14 protein-coding genes are annotated in these 17,888 nt (G+C 60.7%); 4 read left to right on the top strand and 10 right to left on the bottom strand.

Annotated features, from left to right (window positions below):
• Positions 1–44: 44 nt before the first annotated feature.
• From OKW37_RS38880 to OKW37_RS38860, 5 genes are all read right to left on the bottom strand, one after another.
• Positions 45–605 carry a fimbrial protein gene (locus tag OKW37_RS38880; protein ID WP_262413785.1) on the bottom strand — a complete coding sequence of 187 codons (561 nt, stop codon included), beginning with the start codon at positions 603–605 and terminating at the stop codon, positions 45–47.
• Between the two features lie 73 nt (positions 606–678).
• Entirely contained in the window at positions 679–3,516 is a 2,838-nt protein-coding gene (locus OKW37_RS38875; RefSeq protein ID WP_429402516.1) for a fimbria/pilus outer membrane usher protein, read from the bottom strand.
• A gap of 12 nt (positions 3,517–3,528) precedes the next feature.
• Positions 3,529–4,281 (bottom strand): fimbria/pilus periplasmic chaperone, encoded by a 753-nt coding sequence (locus tag OKW37_RS38870; protein WP_429510114.1) that lies wholly within the window; start codon positions 4,279–4,281, stop codon positions 3,529–3,531.
• Between the two features lie 111 nt (positions 4,282–4,392).
• Complete coding sequence (locus tag OKW37_RS38865) at positions 4,393–4,938, bottom strand: fimbrial protein (protein WP_429402049.1); 546 nt, start codon at positions 4,936–4,938, stop codon at positions 4,393–4,395.
• Positions 4,939–5,191: 253 nt separating this feature from the next.
• Entirely contained in the window at positions 5,192–5,842 is a 651-nt protein-coding gene (locus OKW37_RS38860) for a response regulator (protein WP_429402051.1), read from the bottom strand.
• A gap of 764 nt (positions 5,843–6,606) precedes the next feature.
• On the opposite strand from OKW37_RS38860, the gene OKW37_RS38855 reads away from it, so the two are divergent.
• Positions 6,607–6,735, top strand: a complete 129-nt coding sequence (locus OKW37_RS38855; RefSeq protein ID WP_429402054.1) for a hypothetical protein — start codon at positions 6,607–6,609, stop codon at positions 6,733–6,735.
• Between the two features lie 37 nt (positions 6,736–6,772).
• On the opposite strand, the gene OKW37_RS38850 is transcribed toward OKW37_RS38855, so the two are convergent.
• From OKW37_RS38850 to OKW37_RS38830, 5 genes are all read right to left on the bottom strand, one after another.
• Positions 6,773–8,200 carry a basic amino acid/polyamine antiporter gene (locus OKW37_RS38850; RefSeq protein WP_187616480.1) on the bottom strand — a complete coding sequence of 476 codons (1,428 nt, stop codon included), beginning with the start codon at positions 8,198–8,200 and terminating at the stop codon, positions 6,773–6,775.
• 69 nt (positions 8,201–8,269) lie between these two features.
• Positions 8,270–9,706 carry a basic amino acid/polyamine antiporter gene (locus OKW37_RS38845; RefSeq protein WP_429402517.1) on the bottom strand — a complete coding sequence of 479 codons (1,437 nt, stop codon included), beginning with the start codon at positions 9,704–9,706 and terminating at the stop codon, positions 8,270–8,272.
• 140 nt (positions 9,707–9,846) lie between these two features.
• Positions 9,847–11,343, bottom strand: coding sequence for an efflux transporter outer membrane subunit (locus tag OKW37_RS38840; RefSeq protein WP_429402056.1), 1,497 nt, complete (start codon positions 11,341–11,343; stop codon positions 9,847–9,849).
• Positions 11,340–14,399 carry an efflux RND transporter permease subunit gene (locus OKW37_RS38835; RefSeq protein ID WP_429402058.1) on the bottom strand — a complete coding sequence of 1,020 codons (3,060 nt, stop codon included), beginning with the start codon at positions 14,397–14,399 and terminating at the stop codon, positions 11,340–11,342. Before OKW37_RS38835 ends, OKW37_RS38840 begins: the two co-directional genes overlap by 4 nt.
• A complete protein-coding gene (locus OKW37_RS38830) occupies positions 14,396–15,370 on the bottom strand; it encodes an efflux RND transporter periplasmic adaptor subunit (RefSeq protein WP_429402060.1) in 975 nt (324 codons plus the stop codon). The genes OKW37_RS38835 and OKW37_RS38830 overlap by 4 nt, the downstream gene beginning before the upstream one ends.
• Positions 15,371–16,495: 1,125 nt before the next feature.
• On the opposite strand from OKW37_RS38830, the gene OKW37_RS38825 reads away from it, so the two are divergent.
• From OKW37_RS38825 to OKW37_RS38815, 3 genes are all read left to right on the top strand, one after another.
• The gene (locus OKW37_RS38825) at positions 16,496–16,888 is read left to right on the top strand and encodes a hypothetical protein (RefSeq protein ID WP_221309191.1); all 393 of its coding nucleotides are present in this window, start codon (positions 16,496–16,498) and stop codon (positions 16,886–16,888) included.
• 67 nt (positions 16,889–16,955) lie between these two features.
• Positions 16,956–17,618: a hypothetical protein gene (locus OKW37_RS38820; protein ID WP_429402062.1), complete on the top strand. Its 663-nt coding sequence runs from the start codon at positions 16,956–16,958 to the stop codon at positions 17,616–17,618.
• A complete protein-coding gene (locus OKW37_RS38815; protein WP_429402064.1) occupies positions 17,615–17,887 on the top strand; it encodes a hypothetical protein in 273 nt (90 codons plus the stop codon). The genes OKW37_RS38820 and OKW37_RS38815 overlap by 4 nt, the downstream gene beginning before the upstream one ends.
• Position 17,888 lies beyond the last annotated feature (1 nt).

The following is a 17,888-nucleotide window of genomic DNA, read 5'->3' as shown; positions in this document are numbered from 1 at the left end:
CTGTTGAGTCAAACATAATAAGAAACGTATTCGCGCCGGCACCCTCAGGGCATTTCGACGACATAGGTGACGAATGTATTGACGGTGCCAGCCGTGGCTCGACCGGTTGCGTAGTAGCTGGCAATGAAATCCACCGGCGTCGGATCCGTGGACGTGATCGGAACGACTCTCATCGTAGACCGGTCGCCGACCTTGATCCGCGATCCGTCCGCATTGGCCAGCATGACCTGTACATTCGTTGCCGACGCCGCCCCGCTCGCATTCTGCAGGTCCAGATTCCCGGTGTTGGGATCGGTCGACGAACCGCTCTCGAAATACACGCGCGCCCCCGTTACACCGCTTGGACATTGGATTGTGATGGTAAAGAACTTTGAGCCATCTATAACTCCGGCCGTCGGCAGCGATCGCGTCGAAAGCGTTGGCAACGTGACCGTCATGTCGGGCGAACTCACCAGCGCACACGTCTCCGCGTTATAGGTGCCACTAAAATTGAGCGTGACCGAAGGCGAGCCTTGCGCATGTACGCAAACCGATCCCAACAGCGCACCTGCGATCAATCCGGAAATTAGTCCGGCAATCCGAAAGTATCTGCAAATATTTTTCATTTTCTGACCTCTACTGTCGGCGGAATCATCTAAGCCGCAGCGCTGGCGCTGACCGGGTATCGACCTTCGCACTTCAGCGAAGCGAACTGACAAGCGCCGCGCCCGCTGAACGTCGCGCTACGGACTTTGCCGGCGGAGACCAGATTAGCGCTGGATCACAGCTCAGCTTGATGCGCGCAACGATCCCCGCGCGCTGACCGCTGTCCGCCTTGTCGTCGTCCGGCATCGTGTAGGGCATCATGCACTGCTCCGCTGCGCGATTGCCCCAGCGCACCAGCAGCTTGCCTTCGTGCTCGAGGCCGCGCAGGTACGAGAGGCCACCCTGACCGACGATGCCCACCGATTTCTCGGACTCGTCGAATAACTCGGTGCCCATCGGCATGGCTTTGCCTTCCCGATCCAAAACCTCGGCGAAAATCGCCGTGCCCTGCGTGGTCGCAATCTTCACCTTGACGAGCGAACTCGCGCGCGGCACGACTTCCTCACTCGTGTTGCCCAGTTCAACGTCGAGCGACACGTCGCTCGGATCCAGCGCGACCGTGTTGACCCGGTATGGCATCAGCGAAGACACCACCGCATAGCCGTTAGCGTCAATCCTTGCACCCTGGCCATTGATGATCCGGCCGCCTTCCGCGCCTTTCGCTTCGACGAGCGCGAACGCCTGCCCAAGCGGCGGGCTCAGCGTCATGCCGCCACTGTGAACGACGACCGCGCCGTCGGCGTTGAACGCGGCTTGACGGGTCTGATTGCTGATCGATGCATTGACGTTGTAAGTAGCGAACGGCGCGCGATACATCGCGTAACCACCCGCGGAAACGGTCCGATTGTCGCCGGCGACGATCCGTGACGCGTTGACACCGTAGGTGATCGGCGTGGTTCCACTCGTGTTGCCCGACGCAGTGGCCTGAATTGTGCTATCCCCGTTCGAGCCGCGCGAAACGTTGGTGGTCAGATAGTCGAACATATGATGCTCGTTCGAGTCGACCTTGCCGAGCGGAATCGTCAGGTTCAAACCTACCTGCGTGCTGATCTTCGAGTTTTGCAGGCGCGTGCGTTGCGCATATAGCGAGTAGGACACCCGCTTGTACGCGCTGTTGAAACCAACCTGATATTGCAGATCGTAGCCCTTCGACGCGCCCCAGTAGTTCTGCGAACTGCCGGCGATATAAAAAGAACTCGACTCGCCGATTGGCTGGTTGATATTCAGCTGCAGACGGCTGCGCGTGCGGTAGTCATACTGACCCGTGGTGTCTCGGGAGCCATATCGCGCGTACATCGCGTCATGCAGGCTATAGAAGCGTGAGGTCGAGTATCGGTAAGCCGCAACCGAAAAATTCGTGTTGGGCCCTGGAAGGAGCTTGCTGTAGCTGATCCGCGTACTGTAGCCGGGACGACCACCAGACACGCCGGGAATATTCGTTCCCGCCGCCGTTACGTCAAACGCGAATGCGCCGAGCGGCGTATTGAGCGCGACACCCATCAGGCCAGCCCAGTAACCTTCCGCAAACTGTGCACCGGTGTAGGCGGTCAACAGGTTTGTCAGGCCGCGCTGATAAACCGCCTGCGCCACCCACGGATGGTTATTCAGCACGGTATCGCGATAGACACCGGTCGTCAGATTGAAACGTGCAACACCAGGCCGCAGCAACTGCGGGACGGACGCAAACGGCACCAGAAAAGTCCGCTGACGGCCGTCGGATTCTGTAATAGTGACCTGAAGGTCGCCGCCATAACCCGTAGCCGGCAGGTCGTTCAGTTCAAACGGCCCCGGCGGCACGCTGGTCTCGGCCACGATGATGTTGTTCTGCCGCACGATGATGCGTGCATTGGTATCAGCCACGCCACGCACAACCGGCGAGTAGGAGCGCATGGAATCCGGCAACATGCGGTCGTCGCTCGAAAGCTGGACGCCACGCACGTTGAATGAGTCGAAGACGTCACCGCTCGTCGAGCTGTCGCCGATCGTCAGTTGGCTCTTAAGCGCCGTGACATCGTGTTGCGCAAACAGCGCGACACTTTGCCAATGCGTGCCGGAACCCCGGTTCTGCGAGCTTACCGTGGACCACTGGCGGAAACGCCAGCCGTTCACGTTGAATCCGCTTTGCAGACCGAGGTAGACACTGCTGAAGTCTCCGCTACCATTGTTCTGGTGAGTCGTATAGCCGGCGAGACTGTATTGCACGAAGCCTGCGTTGATCCCGTTGTCCCAACGGGACGGATCAACGTAACCGGCAGCCTCCTTGCGCAATTCGATCTGTGGAATCGACAGATCGAGTTGCAGATCGGCGGTGTTGAACGATGCAACCGATCCCGGTACGGCTTCAACCAGTGGGACGCATTGCACTGACGCGTCCGTATCGTCGAAGTCGCCCTTTCCTGCTTCCTTCAACCGCTGGGCCACGCGCTCGGTATCTACGCCAGCGCGGTCCAGGCCAGCCATCGTAAAACAGGGCGCTGCGATATCCGAGCCCGGCACTGCCTGAAACAGGACATCGAAGCGTCCACGCTTCTTACCATTGACCAGCAGTTCGAGCGGATAAACACCGGGAGCAACAGGATTGCCTCGCGTATAGCGTGACAAATCGGCGACGTTGCCCGTAAAGAATGCTGGATTGAACTCGACTTCTTGCGGAACTTCCGCAGCGGGCGCATTTGATGTCGCCGTGGTAGATGACGCATCCGTACGCGCAGCCTCTCCGTCGACACCGGCTGCCTGTTGCGGCAACTCGGACGCCGAGCAGTCGCTGGATGGCGCCGCCGCTGGGTCCGGCGCGCACGCGGCGACCGCGGAATTTGAGCAAAAGACCCAGCCCGACGCTATGATTGCCGCCCAAGCCAGTGGATGAAACCGGAAAGGGACATTACTGAATACTCTTTCAACCGCCGTCTTACTATTCCGCACGCCCGACATCCCGTATTTCAATTATTGATTCTTTTGCGCTTCCGCGCTTTGAGCACCTGTCACTTCCGCCGAGTCCTTGATCGCTGTACCGAAGTCGTTCAGAACCGTATAGGAAACGGTGGCAGGAGCTTTGATATCCAGCTTTCCATCTTGTGGACGGAGATCGACGTGCCCGAACGGCGGTGCCATATCGGGCAAAAGAGCGACTTTCCTGCCTGCCGTTTCTACCTCTGCCGTGCCGACGGAAATGTAGTAGGGCGATGGGTTGTCCAGACGAACGATGCTCTGACCTTTGTCATTTGCCTCGACATGCCACTTCAGCTGGGTCCGCCCCGCCGTTGGGTCATCGAGCAACGATACCGGCCGGTAGAACATCTTGATACGCGTTCGGAACGCGAGCTGAATCATGTTCCGGTCATCAGCGTCCTTGGGCTTCGGCGGAATTTCGAGAACGTTCAGCCAATAGACAGCCTCACGGTCCTTCGGCATGTCGCCGCCTGTGAACATGATGCGCAAAGCCTGCCCTCTGTGAGGCTCGACCCGAAATACCGCCGGCAGTAACGTGAACGGCACCTTGATTTCATTCGGGGCAGCTGCCGCATCGCCGTCGTCCAGCCATGCCTGGACCAGGACCGGACGGCTGTCAACATTGTTCAAACGAACATTGACTTCACGGTTTTGCGCCGGATAAATAACTCGGGTACCGGTAATGGTGATAGCAGCTTGTGCAGCAAACGAGGTCACACTTAGGGCGACAGCTGCGGCGAACAACATTGGAAACTTCATTGAAGACACTCGCTCCTCCACGCGACAGATAAGCGGAATGCCACTTCGGGTTGCCTTCGAACTAGAAGAGCAACCCGATGCCATTCGGCTTAGATTCGCTTACTGGTATGCCAACGTGTAGCGAACAACAGCCGTCACGTTACCGGCCGTGGCTCTGTCTGTTGCATAGTACTGGCCGGCGTAGTACATCGTTGCCGTACCGTCGTTCCCAACATCAACGAACTCGCCCGTGCTGCCCAGCGGAAGCACCCGCGCCGCGCCATTCGTGAAATTGTGGTCAAGCAATTGCACTTCGACGTACTCGGCCGGCGAGGTAGTTGCCTGGTTAATGGCATTACGCGTAACCGGGTCCATGTTCGTGGTCTCGAAATGCGCCGCGACCTGTTTCAGCGTTGCCGGGCACTGCGACACCGAAATGTTGAAAGGCGTGGACCCGCCGACTACGCCAGCCGCAGGCAGCGTCTGCGAAGACACCCGAGGCAGCGTGACCGTTTGGTCCTCGTCACCCGACTTGATCACACAGGTGTCGTCATACAGCTCTCCATTGAACGTTACCTGACCTGTGCCTGCAGCTTGAGCGAAAACCATCGGCGCGACGGACAGGCCCATCAGCGCGATCATGAGTTGCGTTACTTGTTTTTTCATGAGATTCCTCTTTGTTGCATTTCAGAACTACAAACCCTTGTGAAGCCGGGACGTCCAGCGATCGTCAAGGCAGAGGAATGATCTCATTGAAGAAGATCGGTGTTAATGGGCCAATACCCAAAATGAAAGACCAAATAGGTCAGTCGAGAAACGGCGTGTCGATTCCTCGAACTGAACAGGTCACAGGACCACCCTATGATAGGGAGAAGGCGCCACGAGAACGACAGAATCCGCCTGAGAATCGCGGCAATTGCTACGAGCAGGACCACTCGCGCATGATCGTGACGAGTTCTACGTCGTTTCTGGCACCGAGCTTCTTCATGCCAGCGTTCTTCTGATTGCTCACGGTCTTCGGACTGCGATTGAGCCGCTCGGCAATTGTTGCGATCGACATCCCGTCGCAGATCATTCGCACGACCGTCGATTCTTTTTCAGATAGCAAATTGAGAGAAGATCCGCCTTGCGCTGCGCGCCCCGTTGCGCGCAACATCTTGTCCGCAATGGAATCAGGCAGAAACACGCTTTTATTTTTGGCAACGCGAACGGCAGCGGTAAGGCTGACAAAGCCCTCGGGACCCTTACCGACGAAGCCGGCCGCCCCCGCGTTGAGCGCAGCTGAAATGATGTGCGTGGAAGAATGCGTGCTCAGAAAAACGACTCGTATGGCTGGGGCGACACGCCGGATCCGGTCAAGAAGGTTGAGACCGTCGGCATACGGATCGCCTTCGAATTCGTAGTCGCATACAAGAACATCGACTGGCACTTCAACCAACCGCTGGAGAAGCAGGCCAATACTGTCGCTTTTGAAGCAGACCTGGATGTCAGGACAACGCTGAAGAAGATGCTCGACGCCGAGGAGAATAAATGGATGATCGTCGGCGATACCCACTCTTATTTTGTTCACTTACACTCCATACCACGCAGGTGAATACCTTTTCCTTGCCGAAACACCCTGCATGATTTGTCACCAAAGTACCATGTCATTTCACGCCGTTACATGATGAGAAAGGCGCAGGGCATCTCGTCCCATCCACTCGTCGACACCCCTGATCCTGTGTGTCGCCACGGGACGCTGCGTTTGCGTGGGCCTAGCCGCACACCTCAGCAGCAAGATCGAGAGCCGCAACCTTCCTGCTTCTAATGAAGCGAACGGCGTCGGGAACGCCTATCATCTAAGCGCACCAGTCGGTGCAGTCCAAATAGCGCATATCAAATTGTCTTGATCGTTCCACAAAAGCATTTTGGCACCACGCAAATAGAAGTTTTCGAACTACTGTTTTTTAAAACGATGCAAAATCGGTGAGAAAGCCGGTGTGCTTTGGTAAAGACAAAGCAATTTTTGGGCATACGACCTAGCATGGATCAATCATGAAGATGGGATAGCGCAACGCACCCCAACTCGTCGGCGACGAATTAAAACATCTTCGCCTTGCGCAGAGGCGGATTGTACGATGCGCTAACAAGAAAAAAGTCAGCAGAGTCCTATATGCGTCATAGGTGCAAGAAGTGCTTTCAAGATCCAGCCCAGTCGGCCCGTCGCAATGCCCCATCGCCGCTGGCGTCACCGCCGTGTTTCTTCTAGCGGACCGCGCGACAGCAGGTCCGCCCTCGCGGGCCGATTTGAACCGAAACCGCTAGTTGCTGCCCGCGTGCTGAATTCCGTTGAAGATGAAAAAGCTCGATTTCATTGAAACGTCGCGCACGGCGAGACTGCATCTGATGCAGCGCGAAGGCGCGATTCACACGCGCCCGGCCGACTGTTTCATCCGCTGCATTCGCCAGGCCGCGATCATGTGAGCCGCGCGGCGCGCGAGCGGGAGCAGGAGCGGAAGCCTTAGGCCGCAAAATGATTGCGCACGAGATCGACGAACGCGACCAGCCCGGTAAGCAGAACCACAATGAACAGCCAGCGTTCGAGCAGCGTAAACACAGGCCGTTTCCCCTTGCGACGCTCGGCGATGTAAAACCACACGGTCGCCGCCGTATAGAGCACGGTCGACATCAACAGATAATGCAGGCCGCCTGCGTACACGAGAAAGAGCGCGTAGCCGCAGCCCAGCAGCGCGAGCATGAAATCGATGCGCCGTGACCACGGCTGCCCCGCATACGATTCGCCGCTCGCTGCGAGCTTCAACCCATAGCCGGCGACGAGCAGATACGGGATCAGGTTCATCGACGTCGTGAACTCCTTGGCCAGCGTGAACGCTTCTTTCGAAAACAGCGTCACGATCAGAAAGGCCTGAATCACGAGGCTCGTCATCCACAGTGCGGCGACCGGTACGTGGTTGCGGTTTTCTCGCCCGAGAAACGCGGGCATCGTGCGGCTCTTGCCCGCCGCGTGCAGAATTTCGGCGGCGAGCAACGTCCATGCGAGATAAGAACCGAGTACCGATATCAACAGGCCGAGCTTGACCGCGACCGCGCCCCAGGCGCCGACCGCGGCGCTCAGCACGCCAGCCATCGACGGATTTTTCAGCGTGCCCAACTGCTCGAGCGGCAACACGCCATACGACAACAACGTGACCATGACCATCAACGCAAGCACGCAGAGAAAGCCGAGGACGGTCGCGACCCCGACGTCGCGCCGTTCGCGTGCATGCCGTGAATAGACACTTGCGCCTTCGACGCCGAGAAACACGAATACCGTGCCCAACATCGTCTTGCGCACCTCGCCGAACAGACCGGTCGCCGACGGCTCGGGAACGGTCCACAGGTTCGCGAGGAACAACTGCCACTTGACACTCGATAGCACGAGCACCGCGAACAGTCCAAGCGCGAACAACTTGGCGGCCGTCATCGACGCATTCACTACCGACGAGCCCTTCACGCCGCGCAGTATCAGAAAGTGAAACACCCAGATCATCAGCGAGGAACTGACGATCGCGCTAAATGTATTGCCAGCGCCGAATGAAGGCGCGACGATCGCGAGCGCGGACTTGATCAGCACGAGATAGGCCACGTTGCCGAGACAGCTGGCGCACCAGTAGCCGAACGCCGACAGAAATCCCGTGTAGCGTCCAAACCCGACGCGCGCATACGTGTAGACGCCAGCGTCGAGTTCCGGCTTGCGCCATGCGAGCCGTTGAAAGATCAGCGCTAGTATCAGCATGCCGGAGCCGGTGATGGTCCAGCTGATCAACGAACCGACTACGCCGGTATATTTGCCGAGCGCCTGCGGCAGCGAAAAGACGCCCACCCCGACCATCGAGCCGATCACCATCGCCATCAGGCCCGGCGCTGAAAGTCTGACGCGCTTGTCCATTGCTGCGATCGCTCTCCCGCGAACACGTTCCGATCGAGCCGCGCTCGTGCGACTACGATGATCGACCGCTCAGATGACGATCGTGCCGGTCGCGAGGCCGATCAGCGCGCCAATCGCGCCGCAGGCCGCGACGGCAAAGATGACCCACTCGACTTTCGAAAACACCCGATGGCCGCGCTCGCGTTTGGCCACCACATACAGCACCGTACCGGGCGCATAAAGCAGCGCCGATAGCATCAGGAACTTCAGGCCGCCCGCGAACAGCAGAAAGGCCGTATACAACGTCGCGAACATCGCGACGAAATACTCGGTGCGCAACGCGCCGCTCAAGGTGCCGCCATTCTGTCCACTATCGTCACGCGCGGCCTTGATGCCGTATGCGGCCACGAGAAAATAAGGAATCAGCACCATCGAGCTCGTGAGATTGAGCATCAGCGCAAACGCGTCGGTCGACCAGTACGTGCTGATTACGAAACACTGCACCACGGTACTCGTGAGCCAGATCGCGGCGACCGGCAGCTTGCGCTCGTTTTGTCGCGCGAAGATACGCGGCATCGTCTCGAGACGCGCGGCGGCGAACAGCACCTCGGCACAGATCAGCGACCATGCGAGGTACGCGCCGAGGATCGAAATGATCAGACCGGCGCTGACGAACACGACACCGAATGGGCCGAGCAGCGCGCCGAGTACCGCGGCCATCGACGGCTGGCGCATCACCGCAATATCGGCGCGCGGCAAGCTCGCGTAAGGCAGCAGCGTCACCAGCACCAGCAGACACAGCACGGCGACGAAGCCGGTGATCGTCGCGGCGCCGACGTCCGAGCGCTTTTTCGCATAGCGCGAGTACACGCTCGCACCTTCGATACCGACGAACACGAAGACGGTGACGAGCATCGTCGCGCGAACCTGCGAGAACAAGCCCTTGCCGATCTGATCGCTGCGTTCCCACACATTCGCGCGAAACATGTCGGCGCGAAACAACGCGATCAGCATCACGATGAACAGCACGATTGGAATCAACTTCGCGACCGTGACGATCGTGTTGATCATCGTGGCCTGCTGGACGCCGCGCAGCATCACCAGATGAAACAGCCAGATGCCCACCGACGACACGAGGATCGCGCTCGCCGTATTGCCGTTGCCGAAGGCCGGCACGAAAGCGCCAAGCGTCGATTTGATCAGCACCCAGTACGATACGTTTCCGAAGCAGCCGGCCATCCAGTAGCCGAATGCGGATAGAAAGCCCGCATAATCGCCGTAGCCCGCTCGCGCGTATGCGAACACCCCCGCATCGAGCTCGGGCCGTCGCTGCGCGAGCGCCTGAAAGACGCGCGCCAGCGCATACATGCCGATGCCCGCCACGCACCATGCAATGACCGCGCCGAACGGTCCGGTCGCGCGCGCGAAATTGCGCGGCAACGAGAAAATCCCTGCGCCCACCATTGAGCCGACGACCATCGCGGTCAATGCGGGCAACGACAGTTTCGTCTCGACCTGGGTTGCCATCGTCCACCCTTCAGAGAAGCTGATTTCCTCCAGAAATGGACTGACGCGGAGCAGGTACGCGTGCATTGCGCATCTCCTGTCAGTCCTCGCGACTGAAGCCAACGGCCTTGCGAGTACCGGACCGCACTCCTCCTGGTCGTTCACTGTGCGGGCGGTGCCGGTGCGGTGGCGGGCGCGGCTTCCGTCGGCGCTCGTGTATTCGAGGCCACTGGCGGATTGGCCAACCAACCGCCTCCCAACGCCCTGAACAGCGCGAACTGTGCCTGCAGTTCGCCGACCTCTTCCCTCGCCTGCGACGACTGGCTTTCGAGCAGCGCAACCCGCACCTGATCGATATCGACGCGGCCGGTATCGCCGAGTTCGTAGCGACGTCGCACCTGGCTCAACTGCGTGGTGCGACGCGTGACTCCTTCATTGCGTGCCTTGAACAACTCGTCCTGCCGGTTCAAACGCGCCAGCGCACGGTCGACGTCATAGAACGCGCCGAGCGCGGTCTTTTCGTAGTTCGACATGGCCTGCTGCGCCTGCGCGTCCGACGACTCCACCTGCGAGCGCCGCGCGCCAAAGTCGATCAGCGGCAGCGCCATCGCCGCGCCGAATAGCCAGAACGTGCTGGCCCCGAGGCTTTGACCCGCGATCTCCCAACCATTGCGTGCAAGCAAACCGCTCAACGACATGGTCGGCCAGTAGTTGAGCCGTGCGACATCCGACTGCCTGAGCGCCGCATTCACGCGTGCCTGCGCCGCGATCAGATCCGGGCGCCGCATCAGCAGATCGACCGGCTGGCCGGGCTCGATATGCGGCAGCGCGGTCATCAGCGTGTCGCTTTCATCGAGAATCCCCGCGAATTCCGCGGGCTGCACGCCGCATAGATTCTGCAAATTGAGTCGTGCCTGTGCGATGCCGTTCTCCACGTCCTGCAAACGCGCATCGACCTGCGCGCGGCCGGCGCGCGCTGCTTCGATGTCCGTACTCAGCACGAGACCCGCGTTAAAGCTCTTCTCGGCGATGTTGACGAAGTCGTCCGCGATCGCGCGGCTCTGCAGCAAAATCGCGCGCTGACGCAGCAGCCCGCGATAGGTGACGTACAGATCCGCGACTCCCGACACCACGCTCAGGCGTACCGCCTCCGCGTCGCCCGCGGCCGCGCGTGCCTGTTCGCGTGCCGCCGAGAGCCTTGCGCGTCCCTGACCGAACAGGTCGATCTCCCATTGCGCCTGCAAGCCGACACGCCAGAACTGCGCATCGGTATTGTTGATGCCGAGGAATTCCGCGAATTCGAGCTGCGTCTCGGCGCCGTGATACTTCGCGGCGCTCACGCTTGCACCGACCGACGGCAACAGTTGCGAGCGGGCCAGGCGGATGCCGGCCTGCACCTGATCGACGCGTGCGTAAGCGGTCGCGATGTCGAAGTTGTGCGCGAGCGCGAGATCGATCAGTCTGTTCAGCGTCGGGTCGTTGTACCGGGTCCACCATGCCGCGAGCTGCTGCCCGGACATCGGTGTCGCCACGCCCGGTTGCGCTTCCGAATACTGCGGCGGAAACGCGGCGGGCTTTTGCAGCTGCAATGAACCCGTACAGCCGGCTTCGAGCAGCAGGGCCGCGATGGCGAGAAGACAAGGGCGCGCGCGGATCATTTTGCTTCCGGGTGTCGACCCGGCTCCCATTCCGCCTGCCTGATCGAGAACAGCATCGCATACAGCGCCGGCACGGCGACCAACGTCAGCACGGTGGCAAAAACAAGGCCCGCCATAATCGTGATCGCCATGTCCTTGAAGAAAGGATCCCACAACAACGGCGCCATGCCGAGCGCCGTCGTACCGCCCCCCAGTATCACCGGCCGCAGACGGTTCATCGCGCCGTGGGTCACCGCCTGCATGCGCGGCACGCCCGCGGCGATCTGCGAATCCATCTCTTCGACAAGCACCACGCCGTTCTTGATCAGCATGCCGATCAGACTCAATAGACCGAGCAACGCCATGAAGCCGAACGCGCCGCGAAATAGCAGCAGACCGAGCGTGACGCCGACGATCGACATCGGCACGACGAGCAGCACGACGAGCGCCGGCTTCAGGCGTCCGAACATCATCAGCACGAGCAGCGCCATGCCGATGAAGCCGAGCGGCAGTTGACGGAACAGGCTCTGCTGCGCGCGCGTCGACGATTCGTGCTCGCCGCCCCATTCGAAGCTATAGCCCGGTGGCAGCTTGATGTTCTCGATGCTGGAGCGTATGCGGTTGAACGCGTCGACACTGTTCTGCCCATAGATCGGGTTGGCCGAAACCGTCAGCGTGCGAATCCGGTTTTCGCGCGCGATCTGGCCTTCCTCGGTACCGACCGCGAAGCCGTTGACCACGTCGCCGAGCGGCACGTAACGGCGCAGCCCCGCGCTGAACACCTGCAGGTCCTGCAGACCCGCGACGCCACGCGTGTAGTCGGGCGAACGCAGCACGATCGGCAGTAGCTGATCGCCTTCGCGATAGATGCCCACCCGCAGGCCTTCGCTTGCATAAGCCATCGTGTCGCTAACCTGACGGCGCGTCACACCGAGCGAGCGCGCCCGCGATTCGTCGAATTCCGGCCGCACGATGCTGATCGGGTCCTCCCAGTCGTCGCGAATCGCGATGATGCGGCCGTCCGCCTTCAGCACATTCTGTGCTTCTTGAGACAAGCGGCGCAGCACGGCCGGATCGGGTCCGGAGAAGCGTGCCTGAATGGCCGCGCCACCGCCGGGACCGAACTTCGGCCGCGTGACCGTCCAATGCTGTTCTGGGAAGCGCCTCTTCAGGTCCGCTTCGATGTCCGGAATCATGTCGTCGATCAGGCTCTGGTCCTTCGCGCCGACGATGAACTGCGCGTACGACGGATTGCGCGTTTCCGGATCGTAGACGAGGGAGAAGCGCGTCGCGCCCGAGCCAATATACGTCTGCACGTTGGTGACGTCCGCATGCTCGAGCAGCACCTTCTCCACCGCGCGGCTCTTTTCGACCACCGCGCGAATATCGGCGCCGCGCGGCAAACGCATGTCGACATAGAAGATCGGCGTGGTCGACGCGGGGAAGAAGCTCCGCTCGACGAAACGGAACGCCCACCCGGCCAGCACGGTCAGCGCGACGAGGCCGATTACCACGAACACGCGCTGTCGGGTGACCCATGACAACAGCTCGCCGTAACGCTTGTACAGCTTCGACTTGAACGGGTCGTCATCGATGATGTCCGCGGGCTTGAAAAGATACGTGCCGAACAGCGGTGTCAGGGCGATGGCGATCACCCAGCTGAATAGCAGCGAAATCGCAGCGACGGCGAACAACGACGCACAGAATTCGCCGACCGAATCCGGCGACAGGCCGATGCCCGAGAAAGCCAGAATCCCCACAATGGTCGACGCGAGCAGAAGCCATTGGCTTTGTTTGAGAATCTCGGTCGCCGCCTGGAGATGCGACATGCCTCGTTGAACCTTCACGAGCATCCCCTCGACCACCACGATGCTGTTGTCGGTCAGCATGCCCATCACGATGATCAGCGCGCCGAGTGAGATACGCTGCAGCTCGATGCCTGCCGCGTACATCACCAGCAGCGTGCCGAGGATCGACAGGAACAGCTCGACGCCCAGCACGACGCCCGCGCGCCAGCCGAGCGCAATGCCCAGCGCGACACCGACGATCGCCACGGACAGGAACACGTCGAAGATAAAGCCGCGCACGCTCTCGTCGACGACCTGCGGCTGATCGTAAAGCGAGTGCAGGTTGATGCCGATCGGGAGGTCACGCTCGAGTTCGGCAAGCCTCGCCTTGAGCTCCTCGCCGACCCTCACCACATTGACGCGCGGCCGCGCGCTGATACCGATCGTAACCGCGGGCTGGCCGTTATAGTGAATGACCTGGTTCGGAATCGTCGCGTAGCCGTGGCTTACGCGCGCGATGTCGCCGAGCAGCAGAGGGGCGGGCGTATTGTTGACAGGCAGCGAACGAATGGCCTGCAACGAATCGAGCGAGCCGGACGGCGCAATCCGCAACGACAGGTCGCCGACACGTTCGCGTCCCGCGGGCCGAACCTCGTTCTGCACGAACAGCGTCTGCGCAAGATCGTCGGTGGACAGATCGTTGGCGATCAGTTGCGACTGGTCGACGTCGACCGAGATCTGCTCCTGCTGCTCACCGGCGATCACGATGTCGGACACGTCGCCGAGTGTCAGCAGTTGGCGGCGCAGTTCGCGCGCGTACTCATACAGTTGCGCCTGCGTGTAGCCCTCGCCGGTCAGCGCGTAGAACATCCCGTAGACGTCGCCGAAACGGTCGAGCACGAGTGACGGTCCCGCGCCCGGCGGAAGCCGGGGCTGTGCATCCGATACCGACTTGCGCACCTCGTCCCACACCTGCGGCAATTGCGCCGACGTGTACTGGTCGCGAATCTCGACGCGGACTTCAGAGTAGCCCGGTGTGGAACGCGAGGTCAGCCTGTCGACCTGCGGCATCTGCTGGATCGCGCTTTCGAGCCGGTCCGTCACTTCCTGCTCGACCTCGTGCGCACTCGCGCCCGGATACAGCGTCACGACGACCGCAGTCTTGATCGTGAACTTCGGGTCTTCGAGCCGCCCGATGTTGTAGTACGCGAAGATGCCGCCCAACAGCGAGATGAGCGTCAGAACCCACGCGATCAGCGGCTTTTCGATAAGGGGGCGCGCGAGATTCATTGAGGCGCATCCATTGGACGGACCGCCATTCCCTCTTTCATGAACTGCGAGCCGCCGGCCACCACGCGGTCGCCCGCCGCAACCGCCCCCGCGACGACCACATCGTCATTGCGAATTTCGCGCACGCTGACCGGCACCGCATGCACACAGCCGGACGCGGCGTCGTAGCGCCACAGACTGCGCTGACCGTCCGCGCCGATCGACACCGCGGCGATCGGAATCGCGAAGTACCCTTTGTTGTCGTTTTGCGCGACCTGACGCGCCGTTTCGGAAATCTGTACGCGCAGCGCCATGCCGGGGAACAGCATCGCGCTTTGCGGTCCTTCGATCGAGAACACGAGCCGGTAGGCCGCCGAAGTCGGCGAGGTCTGCGTGGTCCGTTCGCGGAACACGAGCGGGAAGCGGTTCTGCGGCCGCCCGGGCAGCCACGCCTCGGCTCTCAGCGTCTTGTCGACGAACAGCCGTTCGGCAATGCTCTGAGGCAGATCGACGCCGACATCGGCACGGCCGATGTTTTCCAGATTGAACGCGGGCGCCCCAGCCTGCACGACCTGCTGGATCTCGATGTTGCGGCGAGCGATCCGGCCGTCGAATGGCGCGACGAGCTGGGTATTGCGCAGGTCGCGGCCCGCCAGGTCGCGTGCCGCGCGTGCGGCATCGGTGGAAGCCGACAACTGCTCATAGGCAGCCTGAGACAGAATCCCGTCCTTGCGCAGCACCGCCTGGCGCTTCAGGTTGTCGCTCAGCTGCTGATACTGCGCGTTCGCGCGTTGCAGTTGCAGCTTGTAGGGTTCCTCGTCGATCCGCGCGATCAGTTGCCCGCGTTTCACCGACGCGCCTTCGAGCACCGCGATCTGCACGACGCGGCCCGATACTTCGAAGGCGAGCGGCGAGATGCTGGTCTGCTCGACCCGCCCGGTAAAAATGCGAATGGCGGAAGCGTCGGCAGGTTCGACCCTGGTGAGCTGCACGGCTGGCCTCGTATCGCCACTCTGTGTTTCGGTCTGCCGTTGGCAGCCCGACAGTGAAACGACAAGCGCGCAGGTCAACGCGCACGACACTGCGCCGGTCAGTGCGACTCCGCCTGATCGGCGAGGCCGCGGTGCATCGGAGCGGTTTGCATTCATGACGTTCTCGGCTGACTGCTGGCGCAACCCATGTCATAAGCCCAGCGGCAACGTAGCTCACGGGCCGGCGAATACGAGACCCTACAGGTTGCTCAGCAATTCATAGGGGCCCATAACAGTGGACCGATGGGTGCATCCGCTTCGACTTCCACGGCCAGGTCAGACTCGAGGAACAGCGGCATCCCTTCTGTCGGACCGGCAACGTCGTTCAAACCAGTCCATCGGCGACAATGGTGTTGTGGCCGTCGGGACTACAGCCGCGACCCATGTGTCGTCATTCCGGCTCCGTTCGTCAGGCATCCTGTCGAACTGCCAAACTGCTTCGCCATGCCGAAGCAAGACTGAGGAAATTGCCGAACCCGCCCTGTATGGAATGCACGACGATTCCGCAAAACCTGAAGACGAATGAATATGCGGGCGGATTGCAGCGTTGAATCAGATCCCTTCGATGGAACCTTGCTGCAAAATTATTAAAGTTCCCAAACAATTCGCTGTCAAGAGCCTCACAGGCGCAGCACGATCGTATCGATTGCTTACCTTAAGCGGTATATCAAAGCCGTCATAGGCGTTCATGACTTCGCGCAGTTCACTGGTGGTTTGCCCGTGTCATGCGTGCGTCATTGCCCCTTTCAGTTCGTCACAGGCATCATGGCCGAACAATGCGCAAGCCGTCAATCGATTCGCGACTTGCTACGGTCATACCGACTCGTTCTATGGTTGCTTCGGCTTCTGTTGATGAAATATAAGCATGGCTATTCTGCTGTACTAGTCACGAAATGCCATGGGGAAAAGTACTATAGGTTTCAAGGAATTTTTGTTTCGCCGATGGGTGACGCAACTCTGCGTGAAAAGAAAGTTGGCAATTGCGACGTCGCGGGCCGCCGCCAGCGTTCATCGCTTGCATCGGCGTAGCGCGGCTGCCCTCTCGCACGAACCGGTTCGACGCATCATGACGCGCTCGCTCGCATCGTGGACATCGCGGTGCGCGGCACTCGCGCTGCTCACTGGCAGTCTTCTGTGCGGTTGCGCGATGGTCACCGTCAGCTCGCAAGGCCCGGAGCAGTACATCGCGATGCGCCGCGGCGACATTCTATCGACCGGCCGTCTGAGCGCCGCGACGCGAGCACGCTGCACATCGCGGCACTCGATGGGAACACCTGCCAACGTGAGCCGCTCGCTTGCATCAATACGATCTTGACCGTCGGCGGAATCAATACCGACCGGCGATTGTCGAGCCTCGCTGAACTGTCGTTGCAGATGGCCATCACCAACACGCCGGCCAACGCCAGCGATTGGAGCGACGCAATTCGATCTGTGGCTCAGGGCCGCGCGATTCGCGTATGCATTTCTGTTCCTCGGTGAACGCACTGCTGGCGAACGTGCATTCGAAGATCGTCAGACCCAGGTCCGTGACTACTACAACTACGCGGTGCAAGAACTTGCCCACGCGCTGCTTCTGCGTGGCGCGCTCGCTACCGATGCCGGCAACGGCGTGCCGGGTACGCAGTACATGGCAGGCTGGTCCATTCATCCCGACCTGAGCCGAACCCGGCTACCCGAAGGCGTGCGCGAACCGCGCGAAGTCATCCCGGCGTCGCGGCTGTCGTTCGCGGGGATACGTAGCATTTATCGACGCGATGGTTTGGGGGCGGAACTCGTTGCTGTGATGAACGTGCCGCCGCCTGAAGATGATGTCGATGCGGGTGGCAATGCCAGCGCCGACACGCGTGTGTCCGCCCGCGTCGATGGTCCCGCGAGCGCACCGTTCAACCTCGGCGTGTCGTCGGCAGCCGCGGGACGGCCAAGGCCGGCGTCGCGCTTTTTCCGCGAGATGCCGTCGCCGAACGTGACCGCGTCGATCCTGTTCAGCCAGGGCATGCTCGAACAGGTGCTTGCCTCGCATGAGGTCGTGCTGTTCGTCTATGATCCGTATCGCGAAGACAGTGTCGAGCGACACGGCCAGACTGTGCCACTTTCGGCCAACTTCAGCGCGGGCTACGGCATCTGGCTCGCGCGCTCGGGCTTCGCCGGGCAATCGTTGCGCACGCTGTTTGGACGCGCACACGGTATCGATACGCCCGCATCTACATGATGCAACCGTTCGATCCCAATCGACGGATCATTCTGATGCTGCACGGCCTCGCGAGCAGCCCCGAGGCATGGGTCAACGTCGCCAACGATATTCAGGGCGATGAAGTGCTTCGCCAGCATTTCCAGGTGTGGCAGGTCTACTACCCGACCAACGTGCCGATTCTGGTCAACCTCGCGCGCATCCGCCGCGCCACGCAACAGACGCTCGCGCACTTCGATCCAGACGGTACTGCGCCGGCGTCGCATGGCATGGTGTTGATTGGGTCATAGC

The sequence above is a fragment of the Paraburkholderia sp. MM5482-R2 genome, assembly GCF_050436125.1.
GTDB classification, from domain to species: domain Bacteria; phylum Pseudomonadota; class Gammaproteobacteria; order Burkholderiales; family Burkholderiaceae; genus Paraburkholderia; species Paraburkholderia tuberum.
This window is presented reverse-complemented; position numbering and strand designations above follow the sequence as displayed.

Coding starts and splice junctions, on each gene's coding strand:
- OKW37_RS38880 (WP_262413785.1), bottom strand. CDS start 605: ATGAAAAATATTTGCAGATACTTTCGGATTGCCGGACTAATTTCCGGA.
- OKW37_RS38875 (WP_429402516.1), bottom strand. CDS start 3,516: ATGTCGGGCGTGCGGAATAGTAAGACGGCGGTTGAAAGAGTATTCAGT.
- OKW37_RS38870 (WP_429510114.1), bottom strand. CDS start 4,281: ATGTTGTTCGCCGCAGCTGTCGCCCTAAGTGTGACCTCGTTTGCTGCA.
- OKW37_RS38865 (WP_429402049.1), bottom strand. CDS start 4,938: ATGAAAAAACAAGTAACGCAACTCATGATCGCGCTGATGGGCCTGTCC.
- OKW37_RS38855 (WP_429402054.1), top strand. CDS start 6,607: ATGAAAAAGCTCGATTTCATTGAAACGTCGCGCACGGCGAGACTGCAT.
- OKW37_RS38850 (WP_187616480.1), bottom strand. CDS start 8,200: ATGGACAAGCGCGTCAGACTTTCAGCGCCGGGCCTGATGGCGATGGTG.
- OKW37_RS38845 (WP_429402517.1), bottom strand. CDS start 9,706: ATGGCAACCCAGGTCGAGACGAAACTGTCGTTGCCCGCATTGACCGCG.
- OKW37_RS38840 (WP_429402056.1), bottom strand. CDS start 11,343: ATGATCCGCGCGCGCCCTTGTCTTCTCGCCATCGCGGCCCTGCTGCTC.
- OKW37_RS38835 (WP_429402058.1), bottom strand. CDS start 14,399: ATGAATCTCGCGCGCCCCCTTATCGAAAAGCCGCTGATCGCGTGGGTT.
- OKW37_RS38815 (WP_429402064.1), top strand. CDS start 17,615: ATGATGCAACCGTTCGATCCCAATCGACGGATCATTCTGATGCTGCAC.